The sequence below is a fragment of the Azospira inquinata genome (assembly GCF_018905915.1).
Taxonomy (GTDB): domain Bacteria; phylum Pseudomonadota; class Gammaproteobacteria; order Burkholderiales; family Rhodocyclaceae; genus Azospira; species Azospira inquinata.
Genome location: NZ_CP064782.1, coordinates 2,407,755 through 2,431,387, shown reverse-complemented (window position 1 = coordinate 2,431,387; position 23,633 = coordinate 2,407,755). Strand labels below are relative to the sequence as shown.

23 protein-coding genes are annotated in these 23,633 nt (G+C 60.6%); 3 read left to right on the top strand and 20 right to left on the bottom strand.

The features are described from left to right. Window positions 1-14: 14 nt before the first annotated feature. The 4 genes from flgE to flgB are packed head-to-tail and all read right to left on the bottom strand — an operon-like array spanning window position 15 to window position 2,953. Entirely contained in the window at window positions 15-1,367 is a 1,353-nt protein-coding gene (gene flgE, locus Azoinq_RS11130) for a flagellar hook protein FlgE (RefSeq protein WP_216129090.1), read from the bottom strand. Window positions 1,368-1,388: 21 nt separating this feature from the next. Next, window positions 1,389-2,114 (bottom strand): flagellar hook assembly protein FlgD, encoded by a 726-nt coding sequence (locus Azoinq_RS11125; RefSeq protein ID WP_216129092.1) that lies wholly within the window; start codon window positions 2,112-2,114, stop codon window positions 1,389-1,391. A gap of 16 nt (window positions 2,115-2,130) precedes the next feature. Continuing rightward, on the bottom strand, window positions 2,131-2,535 hold the full coding sequence (gene flgC / locus Azoinq_RS11120; protein ID WP_216129094.1) for a flagellar basal body rod protein FlgC: 405 nt from the start codon (window positions 2,533-2,535) through the stop codon (window positions 2,131-2,133). Between the two features lie 13 nt (window positions 2,536-2,548). After that, window positions 2,549-2,953, bottom strand: a complete 405-nt coding sequence (flgB, locus tag Azoinq_RS11115) for a flagellar basal body rod protein FlgB (RefSeq protein ID WP_216129096.1) — start codon at window positions 2,951-2,953, stop codon at window positions 2,549-2,551. Window positions 2,954-3,167: 214 nt separating this feature from the next. On the opposite strand from flgB, the gene flgA reads away from it, so the two are divergent. The 3 genes from flgA to Azoinq_RS11100 all read left to right on the top strand — a co-directional run bounded on the left by flgA (window position 3,168) and on the right by Azoinq_RS11100 (window position 4,800). Then, on the top strand, window positions 3,168-3,863 hold the full coding sequence (gene flgA / locus Azoinq_RS11110) for a flagellar basal body P-ring formation chaperone FlgA (protein ID WP_216129098.1): 696 nt from the start codon (window positions 3,168-3,170) through the stop codon (window positions 3,861-3,863). A 125-nt stretch (window positions 3,864-3,988) separates the two neighbouring features. Continuing rightward, window positions 3,989-4,309: a flagellar biosynthesis anti-sigma factor FlgM gene (flgM, locus tag Azoinq_RS11105; protein ID WP_216129100.1), complete on the top strand. Its 321-nt coding sequence runs from the start codon at window positions 3,989-3,991 to the stop codon at window positions 4,307-4,309. Between the two features lie 17 nt (window positions 4,310-4,326). Further along, entirely contained in the window at window positions 4,327-4,800 is a 474-nt protein-coding gene (locus Azoinq_RS11100) for a flagella synthesis protein FlgN (RefSeq protein ID WP_216129102.1), read from the top strand. Window positions 4,801-4,897: 97 nt separating this feature from the next. On the opposite strand, the gene motD is transcribed toward Azoinq_RS11100, so the two are convergent. The 16 genes from motD to Azoinq_RS15140 all read right to left on the bottom strand — a co-directional run bounded on the left by motD (window position 4,898) and on the right by Azoinq_RS15140 (window position 23,630). Beyond that, window positions 4,898-5,719 (bottom strand): flagellar motor protein MotD, encoded by an 822-nt coding sequence (gene motD, locus Azoinq_RS11095; RefSeq protein WP_216129104.1) that lies wholly within the window; start codon window positions 5,717-5,719, stop codon window positions 4,898-4,900. A gap of 14 nt (window positions 5,720-5,733) precedes the next feature. Then, window positions 5,734-6,474, bottom strand: coding sequence for a flagellar motor protein (locus tag Azoinq_RS11090; protein ID WP_216129106.1), 741 nt, complete (start codon window positions 6,472-6,474; stop codon window positions 5,734-5,736). 1 nt (window position 6,475) lies between these two features. Continuing rightward, window positions 6,476-7,207 (bottom strand): RNA polymerase sigma factor FliA, encoded by a 732-nt coding sequence (locus Azoinq_RS11085; protein WP_216129108.1) that lies wholly within the window; start codon window positions 7,205-7,207, stop codon window positions 6,476-6,478. Between the two features lie 15 nt (window positions 7,208-7,222). Continuing rightward, entirely contained in the window at window positions 7,223-8,113 is an 891-nt protein-coding gene (locus tag Azoinq_RS11080; RefSeq protein WP_216129109.1) for a MinD/ParA family ATP-binding protein, read from the bottom strand. Beyond that, entirely contained in the window at window positions 8,106-9,461 is a 1,356-nt protein-coding gene (flhF, locus tag Azoinq_RS11075) for a flagellar biosynthesis protein FlhF (RefSeq protein ID WP_216129111.1), read from the bottom strand. Before flhF ends, Azoinq_RS11080 begins: the two co-directional genes overlap by 8 nt. Next, window positions 9,458-11,542 (bottom strand): flagellar biosynthesis protein FlhA, encoded by a 2,085-nt coding sequence (gene flhA / locus Azoinq_RS11070; RefSeq protein ID WP_216129113.1) that lies wholly within the window; start codon window positions 11,540-11,542, stop codon window positions 9,458-9,460. Before flhA ends, flhF begins: the two co-directional genes overlap by 4 nt. Next, window positions 11,535-12,674, bottom strand: coding sequence for a flagellar biosynthesis protein FlhB (flhB, locus tag Azoinq_RS11065; protein ID WP_216129115.1), 1,140 nt, complete (start codon window positions 12,672-12,674; stop codon window positions 11,535-11,537). The genes flhA and flhB overlap by 8 nt, the downstream gene beginning before the upstream one ends. Before the next feature lie 182 nt (window positions 12,675-12,856). Continuing rightward, on the bottom strand, window positions 12,857-14,779 hold the full coding sequence (locus Azoinq_RS11060; protein WP_216129117.1) for a chemotaxis protein CheA: 1,923 nt from the start codon (window positions 14,777-14,779) through the stop codon (window positions 12,857-12,859). Window positions 14,780-14,791: 12 nt separating this feature from the next. Continuing rightward, on the bottom strand, window positions 14,792-15,694 hold the full coding sequence (gene cheZ, locus Azoinq_RS11055; RefSeq protein ID WP_216129119.1) for a protein phosphatase CheZ: 903 nt from the start codon (window positions 15,692-15,694) through the stop codon (window positions 14,792-14,794). A gap of 1 nt (window position 15,695) precedes the next feature. Next, window positions 15,696-16,085 (bottom strand): chemotaxis response regulator CheY, encoded by a 390-nt coding sequence (gene cheY / locus Azoinq_RS11050; protein WP_216129121.1) that lies wholly within the window; start codon window positions 16,083-16,085, stop codon window positions 15,696-15,698. 18 nt (window positions 16,086-16,103) lie between these two features. Further along, on the bottom strand, window positions 16,104-17,045 hold the full coding sequence (locus Azoinq_RS11045) for a chemotaxis protein (protein WP_216129123.1): 942 nt from the start codon (window positions 17,043-17,045) through the stop codon (window positions 16,104-16,106). Between the two features lie 23 nt (window positions 17,046-17,068). After that, window positions 17,069-18,034, bottom strand: a complete 966-nt coding sequence (locus Azoinq_RS11040; RefSeq protein WP_216129125.1) for a chemotaxis protein — start codon at window positions 18,032-18,034, stop codon at window positions 17,069-17,071. A gap of 252 nt (window positions 18,035-18,286) precedes the next feature. Beyond that, complete coding sequence (locus Azoinq_RS11035) at window positions 18,287-19,354, bottom strand: protein-glutamate methylesterase/protein-glutamine glutaminase (RefSeq protein WP_216129127.1); 1,068 nt, start codon at window positions 19,352-19,354, stop codon at window positions 18,287-18,289. 6 nt (window positions 19,355-19,360) lie between these two features. Next, window positions 19,361-20,005, bottom strand: coding sequence for a chemoreceptor glutamine deamidase CheD (gene cheD, locus Azoinq_RS11030; protein ID WP_216129129.1), 645 nt, complete (start codon window positions 20,003-20,005; stop codon window positions 19,361-19,363). Then, window positions 19,980-20,855, bottom strand: coding sequence for a CheR family methyltransferase (locus tag Azoinq_RS11025; RefSeq protein WP_216132013.1), 876 nt, complete (start codon window positions 20,853-20,855; stop codon window positions 19,980-19,982). The genes cheD and Azoinq_RS11025 overlap by 26 nt, the downstream gene beginning before the upstream one ends. A gap of 33 nt (window positions 20,856-20,888) precedes the next feature. Next, a complete protein-coding gene (locus Azoinq_RS15140) occupies window positions 20,889-23,630 on the bottom strand; it encodes a methyl-accepting chemotaxis protein (RefSeq protein ID WP_269751298.1) in 2,742 nt (913 codons plus the stop codon). Between the last annotated feature and the right edge of the window lie 3 nt (window positions 23,631-23,633).

Here is a 23,633-nt window from a genome sequence, read left to right as displayed (position 1 = left end):
GCTGTAGTCAGAACTTAGCGGAGATTGACCAGGGTGTTCATGATCTGGTCCTGGGTTTTGATGGATTGGGAATTGGCCTGGTAATTCCGTTGCTGGGTAATCATATCCACCAGCTCCGCCGTCAAATCCACGTTGGACTCTTCCACCGCATTGGACTGGAGGGTCCCCAGGCTGCCCGTATTGGGCGTCCCCAGGGTAGGCTGGCCAGAGGTAGAAGTTTCCGCCCACTGATTGCCCCCCAGGGAGGTCAGACCATTGTTGTTGGGGAAATTGGCCAGCACAATCTGGCCCATGTTCTTGGTCTGACCGTTGCTGTAACGACCTTGCAGAATGCCGTCAGTACTGACTGACAGGCCGGTCAGACGTCCGGAGGTATAACCATCCTGCTTCAGGGTCGTGTTGCTGAAAGCGCTACCGTATTGGGTGGTACCGGAAAAGTCCATCTTGAAGCCGGTAGCGCCGCCGATGGGGCTGTTTGCCCCGTTGGTGGCCCCCAGGTCGGTCTCCACCCCATTCAAATCCACCTTGATATTGAACGTGGAGGTAGTGGAACTCAGAGCCCCGTTGGTATCGAACTGAAGCACCGGCGGATTGACCGCCGTACCGGCAGAATTGGTAAAGGTAACGTGCTTATCCGTGGTGCCATCCACATTGGCATGGACTTCCCACTGACCGGATGTGGTGTTTTTCACGAAATACATGGTCAGGTTGTGGGAATTCCCCAGGGAATCGTAAATATCCAGGGAGGTAGAGTAGTTGTAGGTGTTGGCCAGGGGGTTCCATGTCCCAGTGGCAGGTCCCGCCGTCCAGGCATTCCCCGCATTAACGTAGCCGGTGGGGGAAGTTTTCCGGGAATCCAGATTCAGCACCGCCTTCAGGCCCGTATAGTCGCCCCCCACGCTGGTACCGGTTTCCACCGGAGCGATGTCGGAGGTATTGACCTGCAAATCCGTGGGGGTGGAAGGCACGATCAGGCCGGTGGCATCCGCCTTGTAACCGGTCAGGCGAGCGCCCTGGTCATTGATGATGTAACCGTTCTTATCTTCGTGGAACTGGCCGTTCCGGGTATAGGTAATGGAGCCGTTAGTGCTCAGCCGGTAAAAACCGTTCCCGTTGATGGCAATGTCCAGGGGGTTGTTGGTGGTGCTGATATTGCCCTGGGTGTACTGCTGCATGATGGCGGAAATGGAAGTCCCGATCCCGATCTGGGAAGCCCCCGCCCCGGATAGCGCAGAAGCATACATATCGGCAAAGTGGGCGTCCGACGTCTTGTAGCCCACCGTACTGGAGTTGGCCACATTATTGCTGATGACGTCCAGCGCCTTGGAAGAGGCGTTCAGTCCGCTGAGACCTTGTTGGAAAGCCATGGTGGTTTACCCTTTGAATGCTTAGATAATTTGATAGACGTCGTCGTAGCTGACCAGGGTGCCATCCCCCAGTTCCAGCTGCATGCCACTGGCCCCCTTGACCACGGCGGAGACCTGATTGACCGACAGAGCCTTGGCGGTCACCGTACTGGACCCTTGGGTGGCGGCCACGGAAATGGTGTAGGTGCCATCTGCAGCCTTGGTGCCGTCGCTAGCCGTGCCGTCCCAGGCAAACAGGTGGCTGCCCGCCTTTACCGAGCCCACATCCACGGAATTCACCGTATTGCCGTTGGCGTCCTTGATGGTGATGACCACCTTGTCCGCATCCCCTTCCAGGTTATAGCCGCCGACAGACTGGGAGGTGGAGGTGTTGGTGGTGGAATCGGTGGTGGTGACCAGATTCATGGAGGAACCGGAGACCAGGACATTTTTGCCGATCAGGGCCGCCGCCTGCATGGACTGGCTGTTGTTGTAGGCGGACAGCACGGTTTGCAGGGTGCTGTTGAGCTTTTCAATGCCGCTCACCGTGCTGATCTGGGCCAGCTGGCTGGTCATCTGGGAGCTGTCCATGGGGTTCAGGGGATCCTGATTTTTCAACTGGGTGGTCAGCAAAGTCAGGAAATAGCTCTGAATCCCGGCCGCGCTATTGGTATCCGCGGAACTGGAAGTGGTAGAACTGGTTTTCTGTGCCGCAGCCAGATTATTCCAATCCGAGCTGGTCACATCCGGGGTTGAAGAAGTGCTCATGGTGTTCTCCTAAGCCTTACTGACCCATGGTCAGGGTCTTGGTCATCAGGGTCTTGGCCGTGGCCATCACGTCCGCGTTGGTCTGGTAGGAACGGGAGGCGGAAATCATGTTCACCATTTCCTCCACCACATCCACATTGGGCATGGACACATAGCCCTTGTCGTCCGCCGCCGGGTTATGGGGGTCATAAATCATGCGCATGGGGGCAGCGCTTTCCACCACCTGCTTCACCCGCACCCCTTCGGCGCCGTCGCTGGCCACCGGCGTGGCCTGAAACACCACCTGCTTGGCCCGGTAAGGCTTGCCGTCGGGCCCGGCGATACTGTCCGCATTGGCCAGATTGCTGGCAATGGCATTGAGACGGGCGGACTGGGCGGTCAGGGCGCTGCCGGCCACGTTAAAGACGCTGAACATGCTCATTTAGCTGCTCCCCTTACTGGCCCTGAATGGCCAGGCGCATGGTCTTAAACTTGTCGCCGATGAACTGGACCAGGGCTTCGTACTGCACGGAGTTTTCCGCGAAACTGGAGCGTTCCACGTCCATATCCACCGTATTGCCGTCCGCTGAAGGCTGGTAGGACTGGCGATAGAGCAGTTCCGCCGGGCCGCCGGACTGGGCGCCGTTGAGATGGCGGCTGGAAGTGGTCTTGAGGGCCAGGGAGGAAGGCTCCCGTCCCGCCAGGGCCGCCCCCAGGGCGCTGGAGAAATCAATGTCCCGGGCCTTGTAGTTGGGCGTATCCGCGTTGGCGATATTGGTCGCCAGAATCTGCTGGCGGTAGGCCCGCAGATTCAACGCTTGATGCTGGAAATTAATTTCCTGATCCAACTTGCTCATCATGATGGAAGGTCCCCGATACAGTGCCAGACGGCTGCAAATCAATTCAGCCTTCTAGATGCACGTTCCATGCCACCGCTGATCCCAAGCCCATTCCCCCGTCCATCCCAGGTTTTTAGCCCGGAACCCCATTCCCCCTCGGCAATGTTTGCCGCCCTTTGCCGCCGATCCCCAGGGGCCTATTCCCTGAACCGGTCGGGCGTGCAAGAATGCTCCCATGAACGCCCTTCTGCGCCTGTTTGCCGCCCTGCTCCTGATGACCGCCCCCTGGGCCGGCAACGCTAACGCGGCCACCCTGCAACAGGACATCAACCACACCGTCGAACACTTTCTCCATGCCCAGACCCGGGGGCTGCCCGGCAAAGCCAGCTTCGCTATCTCCCCCCTGGTGCCGGGCACCCAGCTGGCCCCCTGTCCGTCCATGGAAGCCTTTCTGCCTGCCGGCGGGCGGCTCTGGGGGCGCATTACCGTGGGGGTACGCTGCCAGACTCCGGGGGGCTGGACCATTTATGTTCCGGTCAATGTGAGCGTGGAAACCGGCTATGTGGTCAGCACTCACCCCCTCTACCCGGGCCAGCCCATCGGCCCCGGAGACATTTCCCTGCAACGGGGGGATTTGGCCAATCTGCCCAACGGGGTGGTCACCGCCCCCGAACAAGCCATCGGCAAAACGGTACGCTCGGGCATCGGCGCCGGATTTCCCCTGCGTATGGACATGCTCACCGCCCCCCTGGTAGTACAGCAGGGCCAGACCGTCCGGGTTATTTCCACCGGTCCGGGCTTTTCCGTCACCAGCGAAGGCCGGGCCCTGAATAACGGGGCGGAAGGGCAGGTAGTCCAGGTGCGCCTGCAGAACGGCCAGTCGATCAGCGGTATCGCCCGTAGCGGCGGCGTGGTGGAGGTGGCTTTTTAAGCCCCTGCCAAAGGTAAATCCTGCTCTCGATTTCCCCGGCGTCCGGGGAAGACGTTAAAATACTTAAAGAATTCTGTTTTATTTCCGTAAACCCAGGTGAGACCCATTGTGTAAGAGGTAATACCGTGAAAATCGACGCTCTTAGCCCGAGCCTCACCGCGGCCAACTTATCCGGGAATAGTCGAGGCAAAGCTGTTTCCAGCGCCCGCAGCGACGCTGCCTCCGCCAGCGAAGGCAGCGAGGTGCAGATCAGCCCCCTGTCTTCCCAACTCCAGGCCATGGATGAAACGGAAGGCAGCAGCGGCAGCGGAGAAATTGACACCGCCAAGGTGAATGCCATTAAGCAGGCCATCGTGGAAGGCCGTTTCTCCATCAATGCTGGGGCCATTGCCGACCGTCTGCTGGGATCCGCCCAGGAGTTGCTCTCCGGACGTAAAACCGCCTGAACCCCACTGGCCCCGTGATGACCGCTTCCCTCGCTGAATTACAGGACAAACTCCAGGAAGAAGTCCGGCTGATGGCCGACTTCCTGGCCCTGGCCCAGCAGGAGCAAGAGGCTATCCAGTCCGGCACGGCGGAGGTTTTGGACCAGCTCACCCCCCGCAAGTTGGAATTGGTGACGGCCTTGAACGGGGCCGCCAACGGGCGCAATCAGTGGCTTACCAGCCACGGTTTCGCTGAAGATAAGGTGGGCGTAGAAGCCGCCCTCCGGACCCAGGCCTCCCCCGCCTGCGGGGCAGCGTGGGAGGAGCTCAAATCCCTCACCGCCCAGGCCAAGGAAACCAACAGCCTCAACGGCAAACTCCTGGGCATGTGGATGCAGCATAACAATCAGGCTCTGGACATTCTGTTGTCTGCCACCGGTCACAGCAAACTCTACGGTCCGGATGGTCAACCGGATCAGCTCGCCGCCCGGCGCATTATCGATTCCGTTTGACTGCTGCCGACTGCTGCTCTTAGGGGGTGCTCCCTTTTCTGCCCCCGCTCCCGGGGGTCAGAAGTCCCCCACCCTTCCCCTTCCCTAGTCTCACCCCTCAAGGGGCGGGCTTAGCCTTGCCCTCAGCCCCCGCCGGAGTCCCGTTGTCGTGCTCTAACTGCACCGGGCGCTCCGCCTGCATGGAATCAATCAGAATACTCACTCGCCGATTTCTCGCCCGGCCCTCCGGCGTGTCATTGGCTTCCACCGGATGGGTTTCCCCGTAGCCAATGGCGGTCAGGCGTTCGGGAGTCACCCCGCTATCCACAAACAGACGCAGCACGGTGGTGGCCCGCACGGCGGACAATTCCCAGTTGGAAGGGAAATAGGGGGTACGGATGGGGATGTTGTCCGTATGGCCTTCAATGGTAATGGGGAAATCCGTAGGGGCCAGCACTTCCCCCACGGCCCGCATGGCCTTGATGGATTGGGGTTCCAGCATGGCCTGGCCAGGAGCGAAAAGCACGCTGTCGTTGATTTCGATGGTCACCCCCCGGGAGGTTTCCAGCACCCGCACCTTACCCTGCTGAACCAGGGGCGCCAGGACGGCAAAAATGTCCTTGGCCACATTGCGCATTTTTTGCCGCTGCTGCTGCTTAACGGCGGCGGTTTTGGGATCGTCCTGGGCCACCACCTGCTTCAGGGTATCCCCGGGGGATTTGGCCGGCACCACCATAATCTGGCCGCCGGACACCACATTGACGTTACGGAAGGCACTCACTAAGGAATCGGAGAGCACCCGGTACTTGCCCTCATTGACCGAGGAAATGGCGTACATCACCACAAAAAAAGCGAACAGGAGGGTCACGAAGTCCGCGTAGGAGACCATCCAGCGCTCCAGGTTTTCGTGTTCTTCCGCTGCTTTTTTCCGCCGTCCCATGGCTTACTCCCGGGTCAGGCCACGTAACCGGCCAGACGGCTTTCGATAATCCGGGGATTGTCTCCGTTGGCGATCCCCACCAGCCCATCCACCAGCATTTCCCGATAGGCCACCAGGCGCCCCACATGGGATTTGATTTTGCCTGCCATGGGCAAATAGACCAGATTGGCCAAGCCTACCCCGTAAATAGTGGCCACGAAAGCCACTGCAATCCCGGCCCCCAGCTTGGAGGGGTCGGAGAGGTTTTCCATGACGTGGATCAGCCCCAGCACGGCGCCGATAATGCCGATGGTGGGAGAATAACCGCCCGCCGATTCCCACACCTTAGCGGCCGTCTTGAGTTCGTCCTCATAGGTGCCGATTTCCACTTCCAGCACTTCCCGCAGACGTTCCGGCTCCGCCCCGTCCACCAGCAACTGGAGTCCCTTTTTCATGAAAGGGTCCTTCAATTGGGCAATGTAGCTTTCCAGGGCCAGCAGGCCTTCCCGGCGGGACACATGGCTCCACTCCGTCACCCGGTCGATGAGCCATTTGGAATCAATAATGGGAGGGCGAAACACCCAGAGGACGGACTTCACGCCCCGCACGAACACGGGCAGGGGGCTCTGGACCAAAACCGCGCCCCAGGTACCGCCGCAGACGATGAGGAAAGCCGTGGGCTGGAGCAGAGAGCCCAGATGCCCGCCTTCCAGGACCTGGCCCCCAATAATGGCGGAAACACCCAGCAACAAGCCGATGACACTGATGAAATCCATGTTATTTCAGCTTCTTGTCAGTTTTAATGCCCAGGACTTTAGCACGTAATCTGGCAATAGCCTGGCTGTGGAGCTGGCATACCCGGGATTCGGTAACCCCCATGACCGCGCCGATTTCTTTGAGGTTCAAGTCCTGCTCATAGTACAGGGCCATCATCAGTTTTTCCCGCTCCGGCAGGGTTTCGATAGCGCCTACCAGCTGCTCCCGCAGGCTCTTATCTTCCAGAATGCGGGAGGGATCGGCTTCACTATCGGAGAAATGGCGTTCGAGGAAATCCTCGCCCCCCTCTTCCCCAAAATCTTCAAAATAGACCAGCTGGTGCCCCCGGGCCTCCCCCAGTACCTTTTGATATTCGGCGATGGACATACCCAGGCATTCGGCCAGTTCCGGCTCCGTAGGGGCCCGGCCATTAACCTGCTCCAGACGGCTGATGGCCTGCTCCACCCGGCGCATGTCCCGCCGCAGCCCCCGGGGCAACCAATCGTTTTCCCGTAAGCCGTCCAGCATGGCGCCCCGGATCCGTTGGGCCGCATAGGTCTCGAACTGGGCGCCGTGCCCGGTTTCAAAGCGGGTGACGGCGTCCAACAAACCCATGGTGCCATTTTGAATCAGGTCTTCCACCTCCACGCTGGCGGGCAAACGGGCCATGAGGTGATAGGCAATCCGTTTGACGAGGGGGGCGAAACGTTGCACCAGCTGTTCTTTATTAAGCTGCCCAGCTGCGTTGTACATTATGTATGGTTGGCGCTATCCCAGATGCATCACACTCGGTGAAATACGTTGGCTCAAGTGTAGCAGCTGTTGCACGAATTGTTCGAGGCCGGCGCCCTCCTGATCCCCTGCCGGCCATTGGGACATTTCTCCCGCCAGAAGGCGAAAGGCCCGGGCCGAAGAGGCTTCCGGGAAAGCCGTGCCTACGGGCTGGCCCAGGGCATCGGCCCGTTTAATGGCCTCATCCAAGGGAATATAGCCCGCATAGTCCAGACGGGCATGGAGCCGTTGCCCGGCCACCTGGGCCATATTGTCAAAAATGGACTGGGCGTCCTGGGCCCCTTTGACTTTGCTTACCAGAATGCGGAAATTGCGCCGGGCAAACCCCAAGCTCATTTTCTTGATCAGGGCATAGGCTTCCGTAATAGCCGAGCCCACGCCGGAAAGCATGACCACCGTTTCCTGGGCCGCCAGGCTCAGGGGGGAAAAGCCCAGGGGATGATCGATGGCCGCATCCACCAGAATGACGTCGGCGGGCCGTTCCAATTCCCCCAGGCCATCCAGCAGGGCCTGCTGCTGGCGCAGGGTTAGCTTGCCCAGCTTTTTCACTGCCTGGGCCGCAGGCAACACGTGAACTCCGGGGGCCACCTCTACCAGCACATCCGCCAGACGGCGCTCCTGATTGACCACTTGGAGCAGGTCGTGGGAGGCCGGAGCGCCAAACCAGGCGGCCACATTGTCGTGGCCGGTGTTTTCGTCCAGCACCAGCACCTCTTTTCCCAGCTTGGCCAGGGAAAGGGCCACATTGGCCACCGCCAGGGTACGCCCCACCCCGTTGCAGCCGGCGGCGAAAGTCACCACCTGGAGCTTTTCCCGACCGAAGAGCCGCCTCAAACCGGCGGCCTGATCCCCATGGAAATCAGCCACGGCGGCCTCCGTAGGTCCCGTTGGCGACCCCCGCATTGGCCATCATCAGCCCGGGTTCCAGCCCGGACAGACGATGGGGGGAAGTTTCCGGCAGATCCTTGAAAGCCCGATGCAGCAGATAGGCCCGGTTGGGCAGATGCAAATCTTCTGGCACCCGTTGGCCGTTGGAAACGTAATGGAGGCAGAGCTGGTGGCGCATCACCGCGTCCAGGGGCGTGGCCAAGCTGGCCGCCTCATCCACCTTGGTGAGGATGCAACCGGCCAGATCGTCCCCCTGGTAGGCGTTGATCACGTCATCCAGGGTATCCCCCCGGCTAGTGGCGGAGAGGCACAGGAGACGGCGCACATGGCCGCCGCTGCCCACCAGCATGGAAATCTGTTCGCTGACCAGCCGATCCTTCTGGCTCATGCCCATGGTGTCGATAAGCACCATGTGCTTGTGGGACAGCTCCTCCAGGGTGTTGTGCAAATCCGCCGCATCCTTCACCAGATGCACGGATACCCCCAGGATGCGCCCGTAAATCCGCAGCTGCTCATGGGCACCGATCCGATAACCGTCCGTGGTTACCAGGGCCAGCTTGCTGGCCCCATGGCGCACCACGCAACGGGCGGCTAGCTTGGCCGTGGTGGTGGTCTTACCTACCCCGGTGGGCCCCACCAGGGCGAAAACACCGCCCTGGTCAATCACATCGCTGTCGCTGGTAATGGTCCGCAGGCATCGGTCCGCCGCCCCTTTGACCCAGGCCAGGGCCTGGGGCATGTCCAGTTCATGGGGCAAATCCAAAAGCATTTCCCGGGAAAACTGGGGAGAAAAGCCCGCGTCCAGCATGTGGCGCAGCATTTCCGTCTTCACCGGCTCCAGTCGGGCCGCTTCGCCCCAGGCGAAACCAGCCAGATGCTGTTCCACAATTTTCCGCAGGGCCCGGATTTCATCCATCATCACGGAAGGGGGAATGTCATCTTCTTCCCGCACCGGGCGCCGCACCTGGGGAATGGGCTCGGGGCGGGGCACGGCCCGGGTCACTGCCGGCGCCGGGGTAGGCGCCGCCTGGGGCATCGGATTTTCCCGGGGGGAGGAATTCATGGTCCGGCGGGGTGCCATGGTGGGGGCGGCTGAGGCCGTTCCCCGGCCCACTCCGGCCAGACTGACTTTGTAATCTTCCACCGCCACCTCATGGCGGGCCGGGGTGGGCACGATCATGGCCATATCCCGGGAGGCCACCGCCATGATTTCCACCCCTCCGGGCACGCCCCGGTTGGAAAGAATGATGGCGTCGGGCCCCAAAGTCTCCTTCACCTTGCGGAGCGCATCCCGGGCGCTGGCGGCAATAAACTTTTTCACATTCATGCTCTACCTCCGATGATCGAGGTGACTTTGATCATTTTTGCTTCCGGTACCTCGCCGTGGGCCAGGACCTTGAGTTGGGGGATGTTGCGCCGCAGGAAGCGGGACAACAGGGTTCGGATGGCGCTGGGCACCAGCAAAACAGGGGGCAAGCCCTGCTCTTCCTGACGCTGGGCCGCACCGGCGGTCTCCCGCACCAGGGTTTCTGCCAGACCGGGCTCCATGGCGCCTTCGCCACCGCCGGACATGGCTTGTACCAGAATGCGCTCCAGTTGAGGATCCAGGGACATCACCGCCATTTCGTTGCCGCTGGGATAAAGCTGCTGGACGATGGCCCGGCCCAGGGCCACCCGCACCTGACCGGTGAGGAATTCCGGGTCCTGGTTGTGGGAGCCATGCTCGGCCAGAGTTTCGATAATGGTGCGCATATCCCGGATATGCACCCCTTCGTCCAGCAGGTTTTGCAGCACCTTCTGCAGCACGCCCAGGGCAATGGTCTTGGGCACCAGATCCTCCGTGAGCTTGGGCATTTCCTTGGCCAGATGGTCCAGCAGCTGCTGGGTTTCCTGACGCCCCAGAAGCTCGGAGGCATGGGATTGGATCAGGTGATTCAAGTGGGTTGCCACCACGGTGGAGGTATCCACCACCGTGTAGCCGAAACTCTGGGCCTGTTCCCGGAAGCCCATTTCGATCCAGATGGCGGGCAGGCCGAAGGCCGGATCCTTGGTGGCATTGCCCGGCACCGTGCCGGCCACCCGCCCCGGGTTGATAGCCAGGAATTGGCCCGGATAGGCTTCGCCCTGGCCGATTTCCACCCCTTTGAGGAGAATCCGGTAAGCATTGGGGCGCAGTTCCAGGTTGTCCCGGATATGCACGGGAGGCACCAGGAAGCCCACTTCCTGGGCAAATTTTTTCCGGATACCCCGGATACGGCGTAGCAACTCTCCGTCCTGGCTCTTATCCACCATCGGGATAAGCCGGTAGCCCACTTCCAGGCCCAGCACATCCAGGGGAGACACATCGGCCCAGGTGGCATCCAGATTTTCCGGAGCGGGAGCGGCCTGCACCGGTACCGGCGCTTCCTTGACCGCCATCTGGCGCTTGAACAGCACGTAGGCATAGCTCCCCAGAGCGGAGGCAAGCAGCAGGAAAACGAAATTGGGCATGCCCGGGATCATCCCCAGGAGCCCCAGAATCCCGGCCGTAATGCCCAGCACCCGGGGATTGGCAAACATCTGGGCGATGAACTGCTGGCTGATGTCCTGGCCGTCCCCTACCCGGGTCACTACCATACCGGCGGCGATGGAAATAATCAGGGAGGGAATCTGGGCTACCAGGCCGTCACCGATGGTCAGCAGGGTGTAGTTCTTGGCGGCGGCCCCCACGTCCATGTTGTGCTGCAACACCCCGACGATGAGACCGCCGATGATGTTGATAAACATGATGACCACTCCGGCCACCGCATCGCCCCGGACGAACTTGGAAGCACCGTCCATGGAACCGTAGAAATCCGCTTCCGCCGCCACTTCGCCCCGGCGGCGCCGGGCGTCGTCTTCCCCGATGAGTCCCGCATTCAGGTCCGCGTCGATGGCCATCTGTTTGCCGGGCATGGCGTCCAGGGTAAACCGGGCCGACACTTCCGCCACCCGGCCCGCACCCTTGGTAATCACCACAAAGTTAATCACCACCAGGATGGTGAAGACCACGATACCGACGGCCGTATTGCCCCCCACCAGGAAGTGGCCGAAAGACTCGATCACCTTCCCCGCCGCATCCGGCCCCGTATGGCCTTCCAGCAGCACCACCCGGCTGGAAGCCACATTCAGGGACAGGCGCAGCAGGGTAGTCACCAGCAAAATGGTGGGGAAAATGGAAAATTCCAGGGGCTTCACCGTGTAAATCGCTACCAGCAGGACGATCACGGATAGGGCGATATTGAAGGTGAACAGCACATCCAGGACAAAGGCCGGTAATGGCAGCACCATCATGGCCAGAATCATCAGGATGAGGATCGGCCCGGCCAGCTGGCGCGGGTTCAGGCGTCCGAACATGCCTTGCAGGCTCATGGCGGCGGGACTAGCCATTCAGGGCCTCCGGCACCAGTTCGGGTGGCACAGCAATGTCTCGGGGAGCCACGGGCATGGAGCCCCCGGCTTCCTGATAGCGGTTCAGCTGATAAACGTAGGCCAGCACTTCCGCCACCGCCGTATAGAGGGCGGCAGGGATTTCATCTTCCAGCTCCGCATGACGGTACAGGGCACGGGCCAGGGGCGGCGCTTCCAGCAGGGGAACGTTGTGTTCGGCGGCAACCTTACGAATATTCATGGCCACCGCATCCACCCCTTTGGCTACCACCTTGGGCGCCTGCATACCGGTTTTATAGGACAGGGCCACAGCAAAGTGAGTCGGGTTGGTCACCACCACATCGGCGGTGGGCACGGCGGCCATCATGCGGCGCCGGGCGGCTTCCCGTTGCAGGCGACGGATGCGGCCCTTGACCTCCGGGCTACCTTCCATTTCCTTGTGTTCCTGCTTTACCTCTTCCTTGGTCATCTTCAGCTTGTCGTAGTACTGCCAGAGCTGGAAGGGCACATCCGCCGCCACAATGAGGAACATGCCGGCAACGATGACGAGGAAGCTCCAGGACATCATTTGCCCTGCCGAGCTCAGCCCCTCTTCCAGGGGCAGATTGAGGAGGCCGAAGAGCTGATCCTGATCCCGCCAGATCACCCACAGGGCTACCCCACCGATCACCGCCGCCTTGAGTACGGCCTTGCCCATTTCCATGAGGCCATTGACGGAAAAAATCCGTCCCAGGCCAGCAAAGGGATTGAGGCGGGTGAAATCGGGGGAAAACGCCTTGGGGGCGAAATTCCAGGCATTGAGGAGAAAAGGGGAAGCCAGGGCAGCCACCATCAGGGCCAGCACCAACGGCGCAAAGATCAGCATGCCATTGGCGGACAATTCCATGAACCAGGTCAGGCCCCGCCGGGGTTCCTTCAAAAGGACCGGATCCCAGGTAAAAGCCTGATGAAACAATTGGATAAGCTGTTGCAGGAACCAGCTCCCCATGAACCAAAAAATTCCGGCGGCCACAATCAGGACAAGAAACGACCCCAGCTCCCGGGAATGGGGAACCTGCCCTTTTTCACGGGCTTGTTCGAGACGTCGGCCTGTGGGGGCCTCTGTCCGCTCGAGATCGCTTTCTTCCGCCATATCCGGACTTTGGTTGAGTTAGGCCGTATTATAGAAAAAAACAATAAAAATTAAATAGGTAAGCGTGTTTTTTTGTGAACAATCTGAGCTTGTAAGGTTTTTGTCCCACAACGCCTCCCGCCCCTCCAAAAACAAAACCGGGAGGCAATGCCTCCCGGTTTCAGTGTCGGAGCCCAGCGGGGTTAGACGAATTCCAGCGCCCGCATGCCTCCCGCCCCGGAATCCAGATGTTGCCCCAGGTCCGCCAGCAGTTCCTTCATGTCCAAAATCAGCACAATCTGGCCGTTGGACAGGGTGGTGACGCCGGCCACGCCCCGGGGACGGAAGTCGTCCAGGGACTTAATCACCGCGTCGTCCCGCCCGGCGAAGCTATCCACCGAGAGGATGAAGCTGCGTTCAGCCGTCTGCATGAGCACCCCGTATTCCGGATAGCGCTCTTGGGACCAGCCCAGCAGGCGGGAGAGGGAAATGACGGGGAGAATTTCGCCCCGCACCACCAGGGTTTCCTTGCCCCCCACTTCCTGAACCTTGTCCTTTTCGATGGGCAGAATTTCCCGAACCATGGACAGGGGCAGAGCAAAGGGCTGATCTTCCAGCAGCACCAGGAGCACCGGCAGAATGGCCAGGGTCAGGGGCAGAGAAATGAGGAAGACGGAGCCCTTGCCCGGTTCGGAACGGATTTCCACTGCCCCGTTGAGCTTCTGGATATTGGTCTTCACCACATCCATGCCCACGCCCCGACCGGAAACGTCGGAAATCTGGGTCTTGGTGGAAAAGCCGGGGAGGAAAATCAGGTTCAGGCTTTGCCGCTCGTCCAGGGTGTTGGCCTCTTCCTCGGAGATCAGCCCCTTTTCCACAGCCTTGGCCCGAATGCGCTCGGCGCTCATGCCCCGGCCGTCGTCGGCCACGATCAGGACGATGTGATCCCCTTCCTGACGGGCTTCCAGGCGCACCACGGACTTGGCCGGCTTGCCGGAGGAAGCCCGTTCTCCCGGGGGTTCCACCCCGTGATCCACCGCGTTACGAATCAAGTGGATGAGGGGATCGGCCAGATCCTCGATCATGGTCTTATCCACTTCCGTTTCTTCACCGGCCAGCACCAGCTCCACGTCCTTGCCCAGTTGGCGGGCCAAGTCCCGGGCGATGCGGGGATATTTTTGGAAGAGCCGGCCAATGGGCTGCATCCGGGTCTTCATCACGGAATTCTGCAAATCGGAGACCAGCAGATCCAGCTGGCTCACCGCCTGATCCAGGGCATGGAGGGTTTCCGCATCGGTCTTACCCGCCAGAATATCCGCCCGCAGGCTGGTGAGGCGGTTTTTGGTCAGACCGATTTCCCCGGACAGGTTGAGCACCTGATCCAGACGGGAGGTATCCACCCGGATGGTGGTTTCCCGGGCCGCCGCCCGCTCTTCCACCCGCCGACCGACAGGCGCCCGGTTCACTCCGGGCTTATCCCCTTCCCGACGCCCATAGGCAGGGGCTTGGGGCTGAACTTCAGCCACGGGAGCAGGGGCAGCGGGGGCTGCCACCGCCGTGGCGGCAGGCGCCGGAGCCGGTTGCCCGGTGACCACCGCATGGAGCGCATCCCAGTCCGGTTCCCCCGGCGCACCGGCCGGAGTGGAGGCCGCTGCTGGCGCCGCAGCTGCAGGCGCAGCGGGAGCAGCCGGAGCAGCAGGCGCCGCCGGGGCGGCCGCCCCGGGAGTGGCACCGTTGTTATCCAGGGCATGGCGCAGGGCGAAAAGCAGGGACTCCTCAGCCGGATGGGGCTGGACCCCGCCGGACAGATCACCGAACATGTCCCGCACCCCTTTGGTGGCGGCCATGATCAAGTCCATCAGTTCCGGATTCAGCTGCATCTGTCCGTTACGCAGACGGTCAAAGAGGTTTTCCGTAAGGTGGCACAGGGTCACCAGTTCGGAGGCGTTCAGAAAGCCCGCCCCCCCCTTGATGGTGTGAAAACCACGGAAAATGTCATTCAACAGGCTGCGGTCATCCGGGGTCTTTTCCAGATCGACGAGTTTGTTGTCCACATCCGACAACAGATCGCTGGCCTCTTGCAGGAAATCCTGCAGCAGGTCTTCCATTCCGGCAAAATCGCTCATCTCGCTCTCCCCCTAGAAGCCCAGGCTACCGAGCAGGTCATCCACCTGCTGCTGGTTCACCACCACGTCCGTGCGGCCTTCACCGCTGATGACCGGGCCATTGATCAAGCTATTGACGTTATCGTTGCGCCGCGCATCGGGAATCACATCCACCAGGACCTGCACCAGTTGGTTCTCCAGATTCTGGGCCAGGCCGACGATTTTCTTGATCACCTGGCCGGTCAAATCCTGGAAGTCCTGGGCCATCATGATTTCCAGTAGCTGTTCGTTGGTCGCCGCCGCTTTCTGGGGCACCTGGTCTTTCAGGAAAGCCCGGGTCTCATCGGCCAGGGCTTTGAATTCGGCCACGGACAGCTTGTTTTCGTAAAGGGCGTCCCAACGGGAGGCCAGGGTCTTGGAAGACGACTCCAGCTCATCCTGCAAAGGCTTGGCGATATCCGTGGCGTTCAGTACCCGGCAAGCCGCCTGCTCCGTAAGATTGGCCACATAGGCTAGGCGGTCCTTGGCGTCCGGAATGGCATGGACGGTCTTTTCCAGCAGCTTGTCGTAGCCCAGCTCGTGGAGAGTATCGTGAAGCTCCCGAGCCATGACCCCGATACGCTTGAAAACCCGATCCTGACTGCCTTCTCCGGCAGGAGCTCCCTCCACCGGCTGAGCCGGAATCGGGGAAGCGGCGGGGGCTTCCTCTTCGTGGGCGGCCGTACTGGCCACGCTATCGAAAAGGGCCTGCAATTCGTCGCTATCCCCCACTTCGTCGGAACTTGCCGCCGCGGGAGCGGGGGCCGGGGTAGGCGCAGCCACGGGAGCGGCGGGGGCGGCAGGCGCCCCTTCATCCCGGGTGGCGGCAATGCTGTCGAATAGGGCTTCCAGATCGGCGGAGTCGCCGGTGCCGGTGATTTCGGTGGTCTCGTTCATGTCAGACCCCCATTTTTTCGAAAATCTTTTGCAGCTTTTCGTTCAGGGTGGCAGCGGTAAAAGGTTTCACAATGTATCCGCTGGCCCCGGCCTGGGCGGCGGCGATAATGTTTTCCTTCTTCGCTTCCGCCGTAATCATGAGCACGGGCAGGTGCTTCAGCGCCGGAGTGGCCCGCACGGTCTGCAACAGGGTCAAACCGTCCATATTGGGCATATTCCAGTCCGACACCACAAAGTCGAATCCCCCGCCCTGGAGTTTTTGCAAGGCAATGGCACCATCCTCGGCTTCATCCACATTGGTGAAGCCCAGCTCCTTGAGCAGGTTGCGGACAATACGCCGCATCGTGGAAAAATCATCCACCACCAGGAACTTCATTTTCGGATCAGGCATGCTTTACTCCAACTTTCTTTATTGTTTTTCCAGCAACGGCCGCAGGGTGTCGGCCAGAATTTCCGCATCAAATTTCGCCACATAGGCATCCACGCCCACCGCTTTGCCCATGGCCCGATTGGCTTCAGAGGACAGGGAGGAGTGCATGACCACGGGAACGCCCTCGAAACGGGCATCCGCCTTAATGTTCTTGGTCAGCACATAGCCGTCCATTTCCGGCATTTCCGCATCCACCAGGATGAGGCGGATTTCGTCCTTGACGCTACTCCCCATCTGCTGGGTGTGAGCAGCGATGGCCTGCAGGCGGGTCCAAGCTTCCATCCCGTTGGTAGCATGTTTGTGCTTGACCCCCAGCTTATCCAGCACTTCCGTGATTTTCTTGCGGGCGACGAGGGAGTCATCCACAAAGAAGACGCTGGATTCGGTTTCCACCCGGGCCGGGGGAATATCCACGATGATGGCTTCGCCAAAGGCGTTGGCCAGAATCTGTTCCACGTCCAGGATGGAGACCAGATGGCCTTCTTCCAGCTCGATAACGGCGGTAATCAGGCCCTGGTTGGAGGCCAGCACCGTTTCCGGCGCCTTCACCCGTTCCCAATCCACCCGGATGATCCGATCCACGTCATGGACCAGGAAACCAAGGGTGCGCTTGGAATACTCGGCCACCATCATGCTCTTACCCAACCCCTTGGGCGGATTATCCAGCTCCAGGAAGGAGGACAGGGAGAGCACGGGGATCACGTTACCCCGCAGGGAAATGAGGCCTTCCACGCCCCGGGGCATGTTGGGGGTTTTGGTAATGTGGGGGGTACGTCCCACTTCCCGCACCTTGAAGACATTGATACCGAAGGTTTCCTTGGTCCCCAGGGAAAACAGCAGGATCTCCATTTTGTTGGAGCCCGCCAAACGGGTACGGGCATCCACGCTATCCAGGAGATTTTTCTTTTCCGACATATCCATGGTTTAGGACTCCCTCTATCCGGTTAGGCTGCAGCCGTGGCGGGAACGGCTCCCAGGCGGCGGGACAAGGTCTCAGACAATTTCTGAGGCTCGAACTTCGGCACATACTCATCCACCCCCACGGACAGGCCCAGTTTCTGGTTGGACATGCCAGACAGGGAGGAATGCATGATCACCGGAATATTGGCAAAGCGGGGGTCACTTTTGATTTTCTTGGTCAGGATGTAACCATCCATTTCCGGCATTTCGATGTCCGTCAGCACTAGATTGACGTAATCAGACACGGGCTTGCCAATGGAAGCCGCATAGGAGGCCATTTTTTCCAGCTCATCCCAGGCTTGGCGGCCATTCATGGACCCCACGTATTTGACGCCCATGGCGTCCAGGGTCCGTTCGATCTGCTTGCGGGCCACCACGGAGTCGTCGGCAAAGAAGACGGTGCAGCCCGGCTTGTTGATCTGGGGAATGCTGCGGAACACCAGATCGTCGTCGTATTTGGACGTCTCGGCCAGGACCTTTTCCACGTCCATCATCATCACCAGACGGCCATCATCCAGTTCGGTGACCGCGGTCACCAGACCGCCCATCTGGGCCAGGAGCATTTCCGGCGGCACCCGCATCATGCTCCAGTCCAGGCGCAGGATGGTATCCACCGCCTCCACCAGGAAGCCCTGGGTGTGGCCGTTGTATTCGGTGACAATCATGATGTCCCGGGGGGTATCGGTCTGCACCCCAGCATATTTGGCCAGATCCACCACGGGCACCAGGGCGCCCCGCAGGCTGACCATGCCCTCCACGGCGGCGGGCATATCGGGAGCCGCCGTAATGGGGGGAGTGCGCATCACTTCCCGCACCTTGAAAACGTTGATCCCAAAGGTTTCCCGCCGCCCTGTGTTGGCATCGTGGCCCAGGGTGAACAGCAAAATTTCTAATTTATTAGTACCGGCTAGCTTGGTACGTGCATCAATGCTTTTCAGCAGCTCGGACATGGCAGCAACCCCTGAATTTGCGGGAATAACGATTGATCCGGAACAACCTGACGCTAGGCGCCGTCGTCACGGGTTTATTAGCGTTTAACGACACTTCCGCCAGAAGCTAAAGAATACCTTGAAATTCACCAAGTCGGAAATGCTAAAAATCACAACTCAGGAATCCCGGGCCCGGCCCGCCAGCCCCATTCCACGCCTTCTGAGAGGAATGGGGGAACAACAGGGGCGACCAGCCCGGCAACGGCTTGGGGACTAGGGGCGGCCCAATCCGGCCAACACCCGCCGGGCCATATCGTTCAGACTCACCACCTCATCCACCGCCCCAATCAGGGCCGCTTCCCGGGGCATGCCGTAGACCACGCAACTGGCTTCGTCCTGACCGTAAGTCTTGGCCCCGGCCTGGTGCATGGCCAGCATCCCCTGGGCTCCATCCTTACCCATACCGGTAAGGATCACCCCAACGGCGTTCCGCCCCACCACACTGGCAGCGGAGTGGAAGAGCACATCCACGGAGGGCCGGTGACGATTCACCGGCGGCGTTTGCAGCAGCTCGGTGAGAAAGCCCGCAGGCCCCCGGCGAATCTGCAGATGGGAGTGACCGGGCGCTATGTAGACCGTTCCCCCTTCCACCCGTTCATTCCCCTGGGATTCAATCACCCGGGGGGCACAAAGGCCATCCAGGCGCTTAGCGAAGGAGGCGGTAAAAGTTTCCGGCATGTGCTGCACGATGAGCACCGGGGGACAGTCCGCCGGCAGGCCCAAAAGAAACACCTTGAGGGCTTCCGTTCCCCCGGTGGAGGCGCCAACAAAGAGAATTTTACCGCCGGCCCAGCGGACCGGGGCCGCCGTCACCGGGCTGGGGGCTGCTTTGGCCGCCAGTGGGGACGCGGACGCACCGATCAGGCCACCGGGCCGCTTCAGACGGGCGCCCCGGGCTGCCCGGAGCTTTTCCGCCAGTTCCTGGGAATAGGCCTCAATGGATTGGCCGCTTTCCAGGCGGGGCTTGCCGATGAAATCCACCGCCCCCAGTTCCAGGGCTTTCAGGGTGGCATCCGAACCGGATTCCGTAAAAGCGGACACCATCACCACCGGAGTAGGCCGGAGGCGCATGAGGCGGTCGAGGAAATCCAGGCCGTCCATGCCCGGCATGGCCACATCCAGGGTCACCACGTCCGGGAGGACGGTCTTGATCAGTTCCCGGGCGGCATGGGCATCGGCAGCGGCCCCCACCACCTGGAGATCGGGCACGGAATTGATGATCTCGGTCAGCACCTTGCGCATGACCGCGGAGTCATCGACGATAAGAACACGTACAGGCATAGGCAATCAGGTAAACAGTTCGATTTCCCCTTCCACTTTGGCCCGGCCAAGACGGGAACGGTATTCCTGTTCCCGGGTGAAAAGGGTTTGGTTATGGACCCGGTGCAGCTTTTTCACCAGCACCCGTCCGGTAGCAGGGAAAAAATAGACCTTGCGGGGGTAGGAATCCAGCAGGTCCTTGGCCACCACCGGTATTTTTTCCGTCTGTAGATAATTCAGTACAAATTCCGCATTGCGAGACCCCACCTGGCTGCCCATGAGGCTAGGAAGCACGGCACCACCGCCAAACACCTTGGCTTCCAGGGAATTGCGCCGGGCCCCCAGCTTGAGCAGGTGGTTAATGAGGATTTCCATGGCATAGGTGCCGTAACGGGCCGATGTGCCCACCGGATTGTCCGAGGTGTCCTCCGGCAGGAGGAAATGATTCATGCCCCCCAGACCGCTCCGGGTGTCCCGGATACAGGCGGCCACGCAGGAGCCGAGTACGGTCACCAGGAGCATGTCCTGGTTGGCAACAAAATACTCCCCGGGCAGGATTTTTGCCGCTTCCCGATCAAAAACCCGGTCGAAATAATGGTTGGCCGCCAGGGATTCCTGAAAGTCCCAGGATTCCCCAGGTCCTTCCTCATCCCGGCTTTTTGGCCAGTTCATAGACCGTTTTGCCCATGGAATGGAAAAGATCGGCGGCGTGGAGGAAGCTTTCCGAATGGCCAGCAAACATCAGGCCGTCGGGCTGGAGCAGGGGCACAAAGCGGGAGAGGATTTTGTACTGGGTCGGCTTGTCGAAATAAATCATCACATTGCGACAGAAAATCACATCAAAGGGCCCCCGCATGGGCCAGGTGGGGTCCAGCAGATTAATGCGCTGAAAGGAAATCAGGCGGCGCAATTCGGGGCGAACGCAGACATAGCCTTCCTGGGTGCCAGCCCCCTTGAGGAAAAAGTGTTTCACTTGCTCCGGGGGCAGCTTATCCACCCGATCCTGGGCATAAACCCCCTTCTGGGCCGTGGCCAGCACATTGGTGTCCAGGTCGGAGGCCAGGATGGAGACGGGGATATTGAAGCCCCCCAGGGCTTCCGCCGCGGTCATGGCGATGGAATAGGGCTCCTCCCCGGTGGAGGCGGCACAGCACCAGATTTTCAGGGGCCGCTGGCCGTGGTGCTTTTTCAGGTAGTCCGCCAGGATGGGGAAATGGTGGGCTTCCCGGAAAAAGGAGGTGAGGTTGGTGGTCAGGGCATTGACGAACTTTTCCCATTCCTGGGCGTCGCTCCGGGTTTCCAGGCGGGTCAGGTAATCCGCGAAGGAATGGATGCCGGTGGCCCGCAGACGCCGGGCCAGGCGGGAATAGACCATATCCTGCTTGACCGGGGACAGGGAAATACCGGCGTACTGGTAGATCAGCTTGCGCACCCGTTCAAAGTCGGCGCTGGTGAAGGGAAATTCCCGTACCCCGCTATCCATGCGGGGGGGGAACAGGGGCGGCTTGTGGTCGTCATGCATCATGGCCTGGTCTCCGTAGCACCGTTGCCGGCGTCAAAATTCTTCCCATTCATCGTCCAAAGACGCGGGCACCTTCACCGCCCGACCCCCCATATGATTGGGCGCCGGGCGGCCCTTGTCTTCCGCCGCCAGGAGCACCTGGGCCGGCTTGGCCGCCCGGGACGCCTTGGCTTCCCCCTTGGCGCCTTCCAGACGGAAGATGGAGACCGCTTCCATCAGGCTCTTGGCCTGTTCTTCCAGGCTTTCCGCAGCGGCGGCGGCTTCTTCCACCAGGGCCGCGTTCTGCTGGGTGACCTCGTCCATCTGGCTTACCGCCTTGCCCACCTGCTCGATACCGCTGCTTTGTTCCCGGCTGGCGGCAGCAATGTCGTTCATGATCTGGGCCACCTGCTTGATGGCTACCACGATTTCCCCCATGGTCTGGCCGGCGCTATCCACCAGCTTGCTACCCACCGCCACCTTTTCCACGGAATCGGAAATCAGCACTTTAATTTCCTTGGCCGCCGCCGCGCTGCGCTGGGCCAGGCTGCGCACTTCAGAAGCCACCACAGCGAAGCCCCGGCCTTGCTCCCCGGCCCGGGCCGCTTCCACGGCCGCATTCAGGGCCAGGATGTTGGTCTGGAAGGCGATACCATCGATGACCCCGATAATGTCGGAGATTTTGCTGGAAGACTGGTGAATAGCCCCCATGGTGGCCACCACCTGGCCCACCACCGCCCCGCCCTTTTCCGCCACGTCCTGGGCGCTGCTGGCCAGTTCATTGGCGGAGCGGGCATTGTCCGCGTTCTGCTTCACGATACCGGTCAGTTCTTCCATGCTGGAAGCGGTTTCTTCCAGGCTGGAAGCCTGTTCCTCGGTACGGGAAGAAAGGTCCGTATTGCCGGTGGCGATTTCCTGGGCCGCCGTATTGATGGTGTCCGCCGCCACCGCAATGCGTTCGATGATTTCCGCCAGCTGATCCACCGTGGCATTGGCGTCATCCTTGAGGCGCCCGAAGGTGCCCGCGTATTCCGCCTCAATACGCCGGGTCAGATCGCCCCGGGCCAGGCGGCTAAGCATTTCCGCCAGATCGTTGAGGGCATTCTGGCTGGTCTGGAGCAAGGCATTGATACCTTCAGACAAATGGCGGAAAAAGCCCTGCTTGTTTTCCAGTTCCAGGCGATGGCCGTAATCCCCCTTGGCCGCCGCATCCACAATCTGAGATACCTCCTGCTGTACCGCCACTTCCGCCGTCCGGTCCATCCATTCCACCGCGTAGCCCAGGCGCTCGCCGCTCTCCGTGAGCACCGGGGTGGCCGTGAGCACAAAGGTGCGCCGCCCCAGCTTGATTTCGGAGGTATGGGAGCCCTGCAACTGGCCCAGCAGGTTGCGCTGATGGGCGCCGTTCTTGTGGAACAGGTCCATATTGGCCCCTTCCACCTGGGCCGCCCGGAACTGGGGCAGGGATTGCTGAATATCGCTTTCCGTCCGCTGGAACATCTGCTGCATGGAGCGGTTGAGATAAATGATGCGGAAATCCTGGTCCGCCAGCATGACGTTGGTGGCCACGTTGTCCAGGCCGATCTTCACCCGGAGATTTTCGTTGGCCACCCGCCGTTCCGTGGAAATACGCTCCAGTAGCGCCCCCCGCATGGCATCCAGAGAGCCCAGGAGAATGCCGAATTCGTCCTTGCCGATGGGGGGAATCTGGAAGTCCAGATGACCTTCCTGGATACGTCCCAGATAGGCATTGGCCTCCCGCAGGCGGGCCACCACATCCCGCAGCACAATGACCTGCACGGTGCCAGCCAGGATGAAGAGCAGGGCCACCACCGCCAGTACCAAATTGCGCTGGGAGGTATACCGATCCACCCGGGCCTGGAGCAGGTCATCCAGCACCTTGGCGGTGCTGTCGTAGAGAGCGAAATTAGCGTCCAGGCTCCGGTTGGAGAGTTCGAAGAACTGGTTGGGGTCGTAGGTGAGTACTTCGGAAAGGATCAATTCCTTATCCACCACGGAGGAAAAGGTCTGAATACCGTTTTCCGCCTCGGCCAGGGAGCTTTCCAGCCGTTCCCGGGTAGACGGCGAATTCTGCATCACCCGGCTCACCGAGTGGGTCAACTGTTCCCCGTGGGCCCGCACCCGTTCCAGGAGCTGGATCAGCTGGCGCCGTTGCTCGTCGTTGCGGGACTTGCTGAGCAGCAGGGAGTTGGCCATGGCCCGCACCTGGCCGATGGTTTCCACCAGCACGGGCAGGTCATTGACCACCACGTCCATGGCGTAATAGCTATCCAGATCCGGGTCCAGGATCAGGTTGGAGGCATCTCCTACCTGGGCCATCAGTTCAATGATGCCGTTCACCAGCTGGTTGTGCCGGGCCACGGACTGCTCAGGGCGCAGGCTGGGCAGGTCCGATTTGAGGCTCTGCCATTTGCTGCTCAGTTCCGCCAGCTTGTCCGTACTGTGGAACAGGGCGCCGTATTGCTGATCCAGCTGGGAAAGTTTGCGGAATTCCTCATCTTCCGCCGTGCGGGCCTGATCCAGACGGGAACGGGCGCTCTCGTTGCCCAGCAGCAGGGTGTTGGCCTCGGCCCGGTGACGCTGGGTTTCCTGGAGCAACTGGCGCAGGGCCTGGTGATAGACCAGCCCCTGCTGTTCCTTGACGCTAAAGTCGATCTGCTCCTGCATCTGGCGGAAGAGGAAGACCCCGGTGATTACCACCGCCAGCATGGCCAGCAGGCTAATCAGGGTGAATTTGATGCCCAGGCGGCGATTGGCCAAAAAACGTTTCGTCATAAT